Source organism: Cryobacterium sp. TMT2-10, from assembly GCF_004403075.1.
GTDB lineage: Bacteria > Actinomycetota > Actinomycetes > Actinomycetales > Microbacteriaceae > Cryobacterium > Cryobacterium shii.
Genome location: NZ_SOGW01000038.1, coordinates 1 through 12,296, shown reverse-complemented (window position 1 = coordinate 12,296; position 12,296 = coordinate 1). Strand labels below are relative to the sequence as shown.

Genomic DNA, 12,296 nt, shown 5'->3' with positions numbered 1-12,296 from the left:
TTGCTGTGAGCGTCCTGACTGCTGAATCGACTCTGAACTGCCACCTAAGGAACAACCAATGATTGACAAGCTCAAGCTCGTCTCCCACGTTGACGCGATCAACTGGAACAAGATCGAAGACGAAAAAGACGTCGAGGTGTGGAACCGCCTCGTCAACAACTTCTGGCTGCCCGAGAAGATCCCGCTCTCGAACGACGTGCAGTCCTGGGCCACGCTCACTCCGGTCGAGCAGCAGCTCACCATGCGCGTGTTCACGGGCCTCACCCTGCTCGACACGATTCAGGGCACCGTCGGCGCCGTCTCGCTGATCCCGGATGCGATCACGCCCCACGAAGAGGCCGTCTACACGAACATCGCGTTCATGGAGTCCGTGCACGCCAAGAGCTACTCGTCGATCTTCTCGACCCTGTGCTCGACGAAGGAGATCGACGAGGCGTTCCGCTGGTCGACCGAGAACGTGAACCTTCAGAAGAAGGCCGCGATCGTCATGGACTACTACCAGGGCGACGACCCGCTCAAGCGCAAGGTCGCCTCGACCCTGCTTGAGTCGTTCCTCTTCTACTCGGGCTTCTACCTGCCGATGTACTGGTCCAGCCGCGCCAAGCTCACCAACACGGCCGACCTCATCCGTCTGATCATCCGGGATGAAGCCGTGCACGGCTATTACATCGGCTACAAGTACCAGAAGGGGCTCGAGACCGCCTCGCAGGAGCGTCGCGACGAGATGAAGGACTACACCTTCAACCTCGTCTACGAGCTCTACGAAAACGAGGTGCAGTACACGCAGGACCTCTACGATGAGGTCGGTCTGACCGAAGACGTCAAGAAGTTCCTGCACTACAACGCCAACAAGGCGCTGATGAACCTCGGCTACGAGGCCATGTTCCCCAAGAGCGTCACCGACGTGAACCCGGCCATCCTGTCGGCGCTCTCGCCGAACGCGGACGAGAACCACGACTTCTTCTCCGGGTCGGGCTCCTCGTACGTCATCGGCAAGGCCGTCAACACCGAAGACGCGGACTGGGACTTCTAAGCACAAGCCACACCAGCAGCCGGCCCACAAGAAGGCCGGGAACCCCGAGGGGTTCCCGGCCTTCTCACCGATGTCAGAGCGTGGGGCCAGACCTACGATGTGAGGCGGTCCCGTTCCGGGGCCGCCTCAGGGACCTTCCCTCCATCGGGGTCGGGCACAGTCGCACGCCCGCCTCCTCAACGTCACGGGACAGGAAAGATCATGGCCAAATTTCTTTTCGAAGCGAACTACGTGGGCCAGGGGCATCAAGGGCCTCATGCGCGAAGGCGGAACGAAGCGCCGGGAGGCCCTCGTCGACGCCCTCAAATCGGTGGGCGGCTCGTTGGAATGCTTCTACTACGCCTTCGGTGACACCGATGTGCTGGACGTCCTGGACGTGCCGGACGATGCCAGCGTCGCCGCACTCTCTCTCATGATCAACGGCACCGGCAACGTGACCGTGAAGCTGAAGCCGCTCATGACGCCGGAGGATCTCGACCAGGCTGCGAAGAAGAGGCCGTCCTACCGGGCCCCCGGGCAGTAGGGCGGCGGTCAGTACACGGAGAAACGGATGGCCGGAAGCGCGGTGCGCTTCCGGCCATCCGTTGTTCTGCGGTGTTAGTTTCCGGCGTGAACGTCGGCGTCGGCGTCGGCACCGGTGTCGGTGTCAGGCCCGGCTGCGGCGTGCGCCTGGACCCGCTCGACGATCTTCTGGATCACGGTGCCGTAGTCGCCGTTCCGGGCGGCGGTTTCGATCGCCTGCGCGGCGGCCTCCTGCTGGTCGGCGGGCGCGTTCTTCAACGCGGCCAGGTCGGCCTGCAGGTCAGCCGGCAACTTCGAGAGCAGCGCCGGGTTGTCGGCGAGCTTGAGGGCCAGCTCCGTCGCCGAGGGGCCGGCAGCCTCGGCCGCCTCCTGATCGGTGCCCGATGCGGTGCCCGACGTGGTGCCCGATGCGGTGGCCGACGTTGTGCCCGTCGCGGTGCCCGACCTGGTCCCGAGGTCACCGCTCAGGGCGGCGCGCAGGGCGGCGGTCAGCGGGTGCTTCGGGTTGTCCCGCACGGCCTCGGCGATCTTCGTGATCTCCTCGCCGTATCCTCCCGCCAGGGCGGTGGTGCGCACGGTGTCCACGGCGGCCGCCCGGTCGGTTGCGCCGGAGGCGTCCTTGAGGGTGGTCAGGTCGGTCTGCAGGTTCGCCGGCAGGCTGTCAAAGAGCTCGGCGTGCGTGGAAATGGTGGCAGCCACCTTCTGGGCCTTAACGTTCCCGCTCTGCCCGTGGGAGAGGTCGCCGCGGAGCTCCATCGCGAGTGACGCGAGGAATGCGCCATTCGATGTGGCGGCGGCGTCCCCGCTGGTGCTCGCGCTGTGCTCGGCGCCGGGGCTGCGGGGAGCGGCGGTGGCGCCCTGGGCGCCGACCCCGAGGAGAGCGCCGGCGGTCAGCACGGAGGCTGCCCCGAGGGCGATGCGCTTGGTGCGGGAGGTGGCGGATGCCGGGTTGATCGTGTGCTTGTTCAAGGTGATTCCTTTCGATTGCGGCAGCCGGTCGGCGAAAAACCCGATCGACCGCTCGTAGTCATCGCCAGGAGTCTAGGCAGGCGGAGTGGGCGGCCGGTCCGTGCCGGCTGGGAATCCGGGCGGATGGCCTCCGCCGCCCGGCGGGCGTGTCACCGCAAGTTGTGCTGGCCGGTGTGAGGGCGTCTCTGAAGAAAATGCAACCTGACCGGGGATCGAGCTCGTCGCGGCCCGGATCTTGCCGGGCCGGGCGCCCGGGTCCTGTGGAGCCGAGGCGCTCAGGGCGATTAAGCTCTGCGCGGAGAACGCGCGACGCTCAGGACCCGGGCAGCAGTCCCTGTTCGCGGCAGGGCTGGCCGCCGACCAGGTTGAGGCAGGACGCGAACGCCGCCGGGTACCCGAGCGCATCCGACGACCCGAACCACTTGTTGTAGAACACCCAGAAGTTCAGGTTGCCGTGCGTGGAGCATCCGTCACCGTCGGAGCCCGGCTGGGCGAGCGCCGCGGGGTTCGGCTGGTATGGCGTGTAGTTGTAGAGGTTCGCGGTGGCCTGGTTGCGGATCTCGACCGGTGACGCCCCGCAGGCGGCATCCGGGTTGTAGCTCACGTCGACGCTGCCCACCTGGTAGGTGCGGTCGGGCTCCTGGGTGTACTGCCGGAACTGCCAGGCCGCGCGGTAGACCTGGTTGAAGAACCCGAAGTACTGCGCGTCGCAGTCGGCGGTGTCGGGGCAGCCGTAGCCGGTGGCGCGCAGATAACCGGATGCCGTGGGCCGGGTCAGCAGGGACTGCTCCTTCTGCAGCAGCGCCAGCAGCACGCGCGGGCTGATGGTGCAGGCCTCCGCGACCTTCGCGATGATGCGGCTGGCCGGTTCCGCGGCGGCGCCCGGGTAGGCGGCGCAGTGCCCGGCGCCCTGAGCGGGCTGGGTCACGGTGCTCTCGCGGTACTCCCACAGGCAGGGGACTCCGTCGGATGCGGTGCAGTGCCGCTCCTCCAGGAAGTCCTGGATCTCGTTCGCGGTCATCGCGTCGGGGTTGAAGAAGTTGTAGTCGCTGATGATGGCGCCCGGGTCGAAGACCGCGGGGCCGGCGAGGGTCTCGATCTTGCGCACGGTTCCGCCCCAGAACAGCCCCACGCCCACCACGACCAGCGTGACGAGCGTGACCAGCGCGAGCAGTTTGCGACGTGGCGTCCGCAGGTACGTCATGGGGGAGACCTTACCGCCACGCGGCGGGAGAGTGCTGGGAAGGCCCGGCCAGGAGTAGCGTGGGGTCATGTCGGACCTACAGCCAGAACAGCCCCCGCTCCCTCCGAACAGCATCGTGGTCGGCCACGATGGGTCGGACTACGCCACCCATGCCCTGAGCGCCGCCCTCGAGATCGCCGGGCAGTTGCACGCGCCCGTCGTGGTGGTGCGCGCCTGGTCCATTGACACGGCCTCGCGGCCGGCCAACTGGGAATTCGGCTACGTCTCCTCCCTCGAGGAGTATGCCGAGGCGGTGCGCGACGAACTTGCCCGCGATGTGCGCGCCGAGGTGGCGAAGCATCCGGATGTCGAGGTCGACTACCGCGCCGTCTACGCGAGCCCGGTGAAGTGCCTGACCGAGATCGCCAAGGGTGCACGGATGCTCGTGGTGGGCCCCCGAGGTCGCGGCGGCCTGGCCGGCATGCTGCTCGGCTCGGTCAGTGAGCAGTGCGTGCGGCACGCGAAGTGCCCCGTGCTGGTCGTGCGTCCGACCAGCTGACCGTAGTTCCGCCCATCGGCACCTCTGTCGTCGGGGCGTTGGGGCGCTGACGCGTCGAGGCACTGACGCGTCGAGGCACTGACGCGTCGAGGCGCTGAACCAATTCGACGGAGATTTTTCGGAAAAGGGCTCTGTCGCCGGAGTGTCGGGCCCGTTTCGGCCGGTTCTGGTCAAAATCTCCGTCGAATTCGTTAGGGGAGCGGGGCCGGGCCGGGCATAGCGGGGCGCCCGCTTCGGCCGTGGCGCTCGTCGCCGACGGAGAGAGCCCGGCGTGCCGGGCCTAGGCGGATTCGATTCCGTAGGCGCGCGGTGAGCGGTCGGCGCGCCGGGCCCTGGCCGCGGCTCGCCGGGTCTTCCACCAGCCCCAGACGCTGGTGAGGATGCGCCGGAGCAGCACGCCGACGCGGTGCGCGGCGGGGAACTCCGTGCCCAGGATGGCGATCCCGAGGAACACGACCAGCCAGCCGGGCCCGGGCAGGGGCACAAGCAGGAGACCGAGGGTGACCACGAACGCGCCGAGCAGGCCGACGGCCAGCCGGTACAGCCAGCGGATGCGCGGATACCGCTCCACCCAGGCCCGGCACCGGCGCAGCAACCGCCGGATGGGATGGTGCGAACCGCTGCCTTGGTCGATCTCGCGCTGGAGGGTGTCGGACATGCGTTCAGGCTAGGTCGGGTGCCTGTGAACCGGCTGCGTCACATCCGTTGGCGTCATCTCGCCCCAGTGGCGCGAACGCGGTCATAATGCACGAGAGAATCACTCGGACTGAGCCGGCCCAACCTCACCTGCACGACATGAAGGAGTACCGATCATGAAGATTGCCCTTCTGGGTACGGGAACCGTGGGGCGGATGCTGGGAGCGGCGCTGGCCGGGCAGGGCCACGAGGTCACGCTCGGCACCCGGGACCCGGCCGGCCCACTGGCCCGGGTGGGCGCGGACGCGATGGAGAGCCCGCCGATCTCGGAGTGGTTCACGGCGCATCCCGGGATCGGCCTGGCCCGCTTCGCCCGCGCGGCCGAAGCCACCGAACTGGTGGTGAACGCCACCAACGGCGCGGCCTCGCTCACCGTGCCGGCCCGCACCGGGGCCGGCAACCTGGCCGGCAAGGTGCTGCTGGACATCGCCAATCCGCTGGACTTCTCGCACGGGATGCCGCCGTCGCTCACGGTCTGCAACCGGGATTCACTGGGCGAGCAGATCCATCGGGCCTATCCCGCGGCGAAGGTGGTCAAGTCGCTCAACACGATGAGCGCCGCTCTGATGATGAACCCGGGCCTGGTGGCCGGGGGCGAGCACAGCGTCTTCGTGTCGGGCAACGACGCCGAGGCGAAGAAGACGGTGACCGCTCTGCTGACCGATCTGGGGCACACGGATGTGATCGACCTCGGCGACATCACGACCGCGCGGACCTCGGAAATGTTGCTGCCGATCTGGCTGAGGCTGTGGGGAGCCCTCGGCACCCCCTTGCTGAACTTCAAGATCGTGCGCTGAGGCGCACCGGCACGGCCGAGCGCGCCGCCGTGCCGCGGGGTACTGTATGCGGCATCCGGAGCAACACAGGAACATGGAGGAGACATCATCATGGCTGCCATTGCAAAACGCGAACGTTTCGAAATGCCGGAGCCCGTCCGGCGCTTCTTCGAGGGGGACTGGGACACCCCGACCATGCGGGTGGAGGAGTTCCGCGACGGCAACAGTCTCGTGATCAAGGCGGAAATGCCCGGCATCGACCCGGAGAAGGATGTCGACATCTCCGTGAGCGAGGGAGTGCTGCACATCCAGGCGCAGCGGGAGGAAAAATCCGAGTACAAGGGCAAGGACGGCTACCGGTCCGAATTCCGGTACGGGTCGTTCCTGCGGGACATCGCGCTGCCGCGGGGGTGCAAGGAAGAGGAAGTGACGGCCTCCTATCGGGACGGCATGCTCGAGGTGCGAGTGCCGGTGCCCGAGCAGGCGGAGTCGAGCAAAAAGGTTCCGGTCATCCGAAGCTGAGCCACACGGATGCGTCCGGTCGGGTTGAGCGGAGCGGATCTGTTCCGCAGGTTCTCCCCTGGAACCCGCCCGACAGTGCCCGTTCCGGTCGAGAGTGCCCGCTGTGCGAGTCACTCTCGACCGGAACGGGCACTTTCACGGTCGCGTCCGGTCGGACCCCGAATGGGGGACGTAATCGACCGATTCTCTTGACAGGCCGCACCTTAACCGGTTTAGTTGGGACTACTGAACCGGTTCAACGCTCGAACCAGGAGAGAAGACATGACGTACAACGCTGTTCGCTCACACACGACACGATCTCGATCGACCAGGAAGACCGTGGCCCTCGCCGCCGCGGTTTCGATGATCCTGATGGGAGCCGGGACCGCCGCCGCGGCCGCATCGCCGCCCGGCAGCATCCGTTCCGCCCCGGCGGCCTCCGCGCCGTCGACCCAGCCGTCGACCCAGCCGTCGCCCCAACCGTCGACCCCGCCGCTGACCAACCTGTCCCACCTCGACTTCTTGCTCGACACCGTGCCGTTGACCGCCCTGCCGGAGCACACGACCTACCGTCTCGCCGAGCAGCCTACCGCGCAGGCGCCGTGGACCTACTCGAACAAGTTGGCGGACGGAACCTACGACCGGGTCGGCGGCGGGTCGCTCGACCCCGCGACCGGGCACTGGAGCCAGGGTGCGTTCAACGCCGACGACATCGCCCGCACGGCGGTCGTCTACCTGCGCCACTGGCAGCTGACCGGCGACGCCGCCAGCCGGGAACACGCGCTGCAGACGCTGCGCTCCCTGACCTACCTGCAGACCGCGAGCGGGCCGAACGCCGGCAACGTCGTGCTCTGGCAGCAGGCCGACGGCACCCTGACGCCCAGCGCCACCCCGGTGGAACTGCCCGACCCGAGCGACTCGGCCGAGTCCTACTGGGTGGCCCGCACCGTCTGGGCCCTCGGCGAGGGCTACGCGGCGTTCAAGGACGCCGACCCCGAGTTCGCCGCGTTCCTGCAGGAGCGGCTGCACCTCTCACTCGACTCCCTCGAGCGCCAGTCGCTCGGCAAGCACGACACCTTTGACATCGCCGACGGCGTGAAGGTGCCGGCCTGGCTGATCGCGGGCGGGGCGGATGCCTCCGCCGAGGCCGCCCTCGGCCTCTCCGCCTACGTCGTGGCCGCCCCGGCCGACGAATCCGCGCGCACCGCCCTCACCCAGCTCACGGAAGGTGTCGCCGCGATGTCCTCCGGCTCCGCCAGCCAGTGGCCCTTCGGCGCGATCATGCCCTGGAACAAGTCGCAGACCCTCTGGCACGCGTGGGGTGGGCTCACCCCGGCATCCGTCGCCACCGCCTCTACCGTGCTCGGCCGCTCCGACCTGCTCGCCGCCGCCGTCAAGGACACCGCCCAGTTCACCCCGCAGCTGCTCGCCGCGGGCGGACCGGACAACGCCTGGAGCCCCACTCCCGGCGAAGCGCAGATCGCCTACGGCGTGGACTCCCGCGTGCAGGGACTCGTCGCGACCGCGAAGGCCGCGAACGCCCCCGGTCTGATCGACCTGGCGGCCGTGACCGCCGGCTGGTTCTTCGGCGCCAACCCCAACGGCGCCCCGGCCTACAACCCGGCCACGGGAACCTCCATCGACGGCATCGAGCAGGACGGCCGTCTCAACCCCAACTCGGGCGCTGAATCCACCATCCACGCCCTGATGACCATGCTCACCCTGGACGCGAACCCGGTGCTGAAGGCGAAGGCCCTCGGCATCGACAAGACCGTCGCGACCGTCGGGCTGAGCGTCGTCGAGGCCGAGTCCGGCACCATCTCCGGCAGCGGAACCGTGGTGCGGCCGCCGTCCTCCTGGACCGGCGAGGCCACCATCTCCGGCGGCGCCTACGTGGCCCTGGCCGCGGGGGACTCGCTCCGCATCCCCGTCCCTGCCGCCGACCAGACCCGCAATGTGTACCCGATCGTGAACCAGACCGAGGCGGCTTCCGGCGCAACGGCCTGGTCCTCCGCCACGGCGACACTGGGCAGCACGGATAACGGCGGCGCGGGGGCACAGGGCATCACGGATGCCCCGGGACGCCTGTTCCCGCTCTCGCTGCAGCAGGCGCTCCCGGCCGCGGACACCGCGGTCGTCGGGGCTGCCGACGGGGCGGCATCCGTTGACGCGCTGCTGATTCAGCCGCTCATCTCGTCGATCTCGGTGACCGGGCCGGCTGGGGACTCCACCGTCTACGTCAGCGCGGCGAACGCGCCGACCGTGCGCACGGTGCTCGTGCCGCGCGGACACCGGCTGGAGCAGCAGGCCTTCGACAACACCGGCAAGCCGATCGCGCCCACCCGCGCCGACATGAAGGCCGACAAGAAGGCGTCGAAGACGGGTGCCGTGACCGTTCTCGCTGGCGGCTTCACCGTGACGAAGCTGGTGCTCAAGTAGAGCGGCCCCTTCGCCGGGGCCCACACTGTGGCGTGGGGGTCNCGCTTGCCGGGGAAGATCGGGCAGGTGTCGCCGCAGCCCATGGTGATCACGACATCCGATTCCTTGACGGCCTCGGTGGTGAGGATCTTCGGCACGTTGTGGGCGATGTCGATGCCCTCCTCGGCCATGGCCTCGATCGCGACCGGGTTGATCTGGTCCTTGGGCGCCGAGCCGGCGGAGAGCACCTCGACGCGGCCCGCGGAGAGAGCCGTCATGTAGCCGGCGGCCATCTGGGAGCGGCCCGCGTTGTGCACGCAGACGAAGAGAACGGTGGGCTTGTCGGTCATGATCGCGGTTCCAATTCGGTTGTGGGGGAGGGGTGTCCGGTGTCGCCAGACGGATGCCGGGTGTCACTGGGGAACAGGCGGGGCCGCAGCCAGAGGGCCACGTAGACGAGGGCGACCAGGGCCGGGACCTCGATCAGCGGGCCGACGATGCCGGCCAGGGCCTGGCCGCTGGTGGCGCCGAAGGTGCCGATGGCAACGGCGATCGCCAGTTCGAAGTTGTTGCCGGCCGCCGTGAATGCGAGGGTCGTGGTGCGCGCGTAGGCGAGGCCGGCGATTTTTCCGGTCACGAATCCGGCGGCGAACATGATGGCGAAGTAGGCCAGCAGCGGCAAGGCGATGCGGGCCACGTCGAAGGGCCGCTCGATCACCTGGCTGCCCTGCAGTGCGAACAGGAGCACGATCGTGAACAGCAGGCCGTAGAGGGCGAACGGGCCCACCTTCGGCAGGAACCGGGACTCGTACCAGGCGCGCCCGCGGGTGGCCTCGCCGACCCGGCGGGACAGATAGCCGGCCAGCAGCGGGATGCCGAGGAAAACGAGCACGCTGACCGTGATCGCCCCGATCGAGAAGTCCGCGCTCGTGGTCGACAGGCCGAGCCAGGCCGGGAGCACCTGGAGGTAGAACCAGCCCAGGGCGGCGAAGGCCAGCACCTGGAAGACGGAGTTGAGCGCCACCAGGAACGCGGCCGCCTCTCGGTCGCCGCAGGCCAGGTCGTTCCAGATCAGCACCATGGCGATGCAGCGGGCGAGGCCCACGACGATCAGGCCGGTGCGGTATTCGGGCAGGTCCGGCAGGAAGATCCAGGCGAGGGCGAACATCAGCGCCGGGCCGACGAGCCAGTTCAGCACCAGCGACGAGACCAGGAGCCGCCGGTCGCCGGCGACGGCGCGGGCATCCGAGTAGCGCACCTTCGCCAGCACCGGATACATCATCACGAGCAAGCCGACAGCGATCGGCACGCTGACCGAGCCGATCGTGAACGCGCTGAGCAGGTCGCCGACACCCGGCGCGAACACCGCCAGGAGCAGTCCCGCGGCCATGGCGGCGAGGATCCAGACCGGCAGGAGCCGGTCGGTGGCGCCGAGCTGCGCCGGGGCGTCGGGCTGTGCGCCCGGCTGGGCGTCGTGCTGAAGGGAGGGCCGTGCGGAAACGGCGGGTGGTTCGGGGGAAGGCATCTGGCTCCATCAGCATCCGTGGCATAAAATCGACGTGCGTCGATAGGGAGTCTGACCAACGCATCGATGGATGTCAATTTATGGGGGATACTGTTCACATGTCGTTCACCGTTGCCCCTCCCGCGCCGGACTCGACGCCCGTCGACACGGACACCGCCGCCTGCTGCGCGCCGGCCAGCCGTGAGGCGATCGGGGCAGCGGATGCCGAGAAGCTCGCCCGGTCGCTAAAGGCCGTCGCCGACCCGGCCCGGCTGCGCCTGGTGTCGCTCGTGGCGGCGCACGCCGACGAGGAAGCCTGCGTCTGCGACCTGACCGAACCGCTCGGACTCAGCCAGCCCACCGTGTCGCACCACCTCAAGGTGCTGGTGGATGCCGGAATCCTGACCCGCGACAAGCGCGGCACCTGGGCGTATTACCGCCTTGTTCCCGGGGCTCTCGACTCGCTGGCGGGGTTACTCGCCGGTCTCTGAACCCGTTGTCCGGGCGAAATAAAACAGCCCGGAGCACACTTTTTAATTTGACGCCAGACCTTGCATTCTCAGGATAGCGAGGTATTCTCAAGTCTTGCGTGCCCGGCCCCCGACGTCCGGACGCGCCCTGGACACTTCCCCTGGGGGAGCGTCGTTCCCGTGGGCCTCGATCCGCGCCGCGAACGCCTGTTCCGTCTGAGTGAGGATCCATCCTCACCTGACCCGCGTAGCCGCGCTGACGAGAGTTGTTTTACCATGCCCATTCGCACATTCCGCCTGCCCACCGCCCTCCGGCGGAAGGGGCCCGCCCCCGCCCCTGCAGCGACGGACACCCGAGCCCGGCGGCCGTTCCGGGCCCTGCCGCTGGCGGCCGCCGTCGCCATGCTCCTGGCCGGACTCCTCACCGCGACCCTCGCCATTCCGGCGCAGGCCTCGGAACTCGACCACGCGTCGGGCCTGCCCAACGGCGTGCCGCCCGCCGTCGCCATCGGGCCGGCACAGAGCCTGCCCGCCAGCACGGCGACCACGGATCTAATCCAGCGCGACGGGTTCTCCGTCACGGAGGCCGCCGCTCCGGCCCCCGTCGCAGCCCCGGCCGCGAGCGCAGCAGCAGCCCCGGCTCCCGCCGCCCCCGCCCCGGTGCAGCCTGCCATCCGCTGGCCGTTCCCCTCGGCCGTGCGCCTGTCCGACACCTTCGGCCCGAGGGAAGCGCCCTGCGACGGATGCTCCACCTTCCACAAGGGACTTGACATGCTCCCCGGCGAGGGCGCTGCGGTCGGCGCGGTCGCGGACGGCGTGGTTCGGTCCGCCTCGGCCTCCGATGACGGCGGCCTCGGCGTTCACGTTGTGATCGACCACACGGTGGACGGGCGACTCGTGAGCAGCGTCTACGCGCACTTCCAGGCCGGCTCGCTGCAGGTGTCTCCCGGCCAGTCCATCACCGTCGGGCAGCACCTCGGCAATGTGGGCAGCACCGGGCAGAGCACCGGCCCCCACCTGCACTTCGAGATCCTGCTCGACGGGGTCACCCCCACCGACCCGTACGCCTGGCTGATGCAGTACGCCGGCGCGATGTAGCTTGCTGCCGCGCGCTGTCACGCGCTTCCGCCGGGGGCCGGCGCGAGGACCGTGGCGAGTGCGGTGCTCGCGGGGCCTGCGATGAGCCCAGGCGATGAGCCCAGGCGATGAGCCCCGCGCGGATCCTGGCGAGAACGTCAGGCGAGCGCCTCGGGGACGTCGAAGTACAGGTGGGCGTGGGTGCGGCATCCGTCGTTGAAGGCCGCGTCGCACCGGGGGCACCGGTCGGTCTCGCGGTAGTCGGCGATCGACAGGGTGTCGCCGCAGGCGCCGCAGAGGATGGCGTGTTCCGCCCAGCGATCGGCCGGCCACTGCCGGGCCGGATGCGTCTCGGCGGCCGCGTGGCACTGATAGCACGGGTAGAAACGCTCGCAGCAGACGAACTTGATGGCCACGACGTCCCGCTCGGTGCGGTAGTGCGCGCAGCGCGTCTGGTCATCGACGGTCTGGCCGTGCACCGTATGCTCCTGCGCCGGGTCTGCGGGCGCCGGCTCTGCGGGCGCCGGCTCTGCGGGCGCCGGCTCTGCGGGCGCCGGGTCTGCGGGCGCCGGGTCTGCGGGCGCCGGC

The 12,296-nt window shown here is 69.1% G+C and carries 13 protein-coding genes and 1 pseudogene; 8 read left to right on the top strand and 6 right to left on the bottom strand.

Features of this window, described 5'->3' with window-relative positions; genetic code table 11:
- Nucleotides 1-58 precede the first annotated feature (58 nt).
- Entirely contained in the window at nucleotides 59-1,033 is a 975-nt protein-coding gene (nrdF, locus tag E3T37_RS04615; protein WP_134365652.1) for a class 1b ribonucleoside-diphosphate reductase subunit beta, read from the top strand.
- A 256-nt stretch (nucleotides 1,034-1,289) separates the two neighbouring features.
- Nucleotides 1,290-1,556, top strand: a complete 267-nt coding sequence (locus tag E3T37_RS04610) for a GYD domain-containing protein (RefSeq protein ID WP_241978642.1) — start codon at nucleotides 1,290-1,292, stop codon at nucleotides 1,554-1,556.
- A 74-nt stretch (nucleotides 1,557-1,630) separates the two neighbouring features.
- Here E3T37_RS04610 and E3T37_RS04605 read toward each other — a convergent pair whose 3' ends face one another.
- Together E3T37_RS04605 and E3T37_RS04600 are read right to left on the bottom strand one after the other, a co-directional pair.
- On the bottom strand, nucleotides 1,631-2,524 hold the full coding sequence (locus tag E3T37_RS04605) for a hypothetical protein (protein ID WP_134365651.1): 894 nt from the start codon (nucleotides 2,522-2,524) through the stop codon (nucleotides 1,631-1,633).
- A gap of 313 nt (nucleotides 2,525-2,837) precedes the next feature.
- Complete coding sequence (locus E3T37_RS04600; protein WP_134365650.1) at nucleotides 2,838-3,728, bottom strand: hypothetical protein; 891 nt, start codon at nucleotides 3,726-3,728, stop codon at nucleotides 2,838-2,840.
- Nucleotides 3,729-3,795: 67 nt separating this feature from the next.
- Between E3T37_RS04600 and E3T37_RS04595 the strand changes: the two genes are divergently transcribed.
- A complete protein-coding gene (locus E3T37_RS04595; protein ID WP_134365649.1) occupies nucleotides 3,796-4,266 on the top strand; it encodes a universal stress protein in 471 nt (156 codons plus the stop codon).
- 280 nt (nucleotides 4,267-4,546) lie between these two features.
- On the opposite strand, the gene E3T37_RS04590 is transcribed toward E3T37_RS04595, so the two are convergent.
- Nucleotides 4,547-4,924 (bottom strand): PGPGW domain-containing protein, encoded by a 378-nt coding sequence (locus E3T37_RS04590; RefSeq protein WP_134365648.1) that lies wholly within the window; start codon nucleotides 4,922-4,924, stop codon nucleotides 4,547-4,549.
- 154 nt (nucleotides 4,925-5,078) lie between these two features.
- Here E3T37_RS04590 and E3T37_RS04585 point away from each other — a divergent pair, with 154 nt between their 5' ends.
- From E3T37_RS04585 to E3T37_RS04575, 3 genes are all read left to right on the top strand, one after another.
- Nucleotides 5,079-5,759 (top strand): NADPH-dependent F420 reductase, encoded by a 681-nt coding sequence (locus E3T37_RS04585; RefSeq protein ID WP_134365647.1) that lies wholly within the window; start codon nucleotides 5,079-5,081, stop codon nucleotides 5,757-5,759.
- A gap of 90 nt (nucleotides 5,760-5,849) precedes the next feature.
- Nucleotides 5,850-6,260, top strand: coding sequence for an Hsp20/alpha crystallin family protein (locus E3T37_RS04580; RefSeq protein ID WP_134365646.1), 411 nt, complete (start codon nucleotides 5,850-5,852; stop codon nucleotides 6,258-6,260).
- A gap of 261 nt (nucleotides 6,261-6,521) precedes the next feature.
- Entirely contained in the window at nucleotides 6,522-8,678 is a 2,157-nt protein-coding gene (locus E3T37_RS04575; RefSeq protein ID WP_134365645.1) for a hypothetical protein, read from the top strand.
- A 44-nt stretch (nucleotides 8,679-8,722) separates the two neighbouring features.
- Here E3T37_RS04575 and E3T37_RS04570 read toward each other — a convergent pair.
- Nucleotides 8,723-9,007, bottom strand: a pseudogene (locus E3T37_RS04570) (arsenate reductase ArsC); the annotation flags it as partial.
- Nucleotides 9,004-10,182 (bottom strand): ACR3 family arsenite efflux transporter, encoded by a 1,179-nt coding sequence (gene arsB / locus E3T37_RS04565; protein ID WP_134365644.1) that lies wholly within the window; start codon nucleotides 10,180-10,182, stop codon nucleotides 9,004-9,006. The gene arsB and the pseudogene E3T37_RS04570, both read right to left, overlap by 4 nt.
- A 98-nt stretch (nucleotides 10,183-10,280) precedes the next feature.
- On the opposite strand from arsB, the gene E3T37_RS04560 reads away from it, so the two are divergent.
- Both E3T37_RS04560 and E3T37_RS04555 read left to right on the top strand, forming a co-directional pair.
- A complete protein-coding gene (locus tag E3T37_RS04560) occupies nucleotides 10,281-10,652 on the top strand; it encodes a helix-turn-helix transcriptional regulator (protein ID WP_134365643.1) in 372 nt (123 codons plus the stop codon).
- Between the two features lie 255 nt (nucleotides 10,653-10,907).
- Nucleotides 10,908-11,729 (top strand): M23 family metallopeptidase, encoded by an 822-nt coding sequence (locus tag E3T37_RS04555; protein ID WP_198415962.1) that lies wholly within the window; start codon nucleotides 10,908-10,910, stop codon nucleotides 11,727-11,729.
- Nucleotides 11,730-11,866: 137 nt separating this feature from the next.
- On the opposite strand, the gene E3T37_RS04550 is transcribed toward E3T37_RS04555, so the two are convergent.
- A partial coding sequence (locus E3T37_RS04550; protein WP_370292293.1) for a CHY zinc finger protein occupies nucleotides 11,867-12,296 on the bottom strand: 430 nt, incomplete at its 5' end.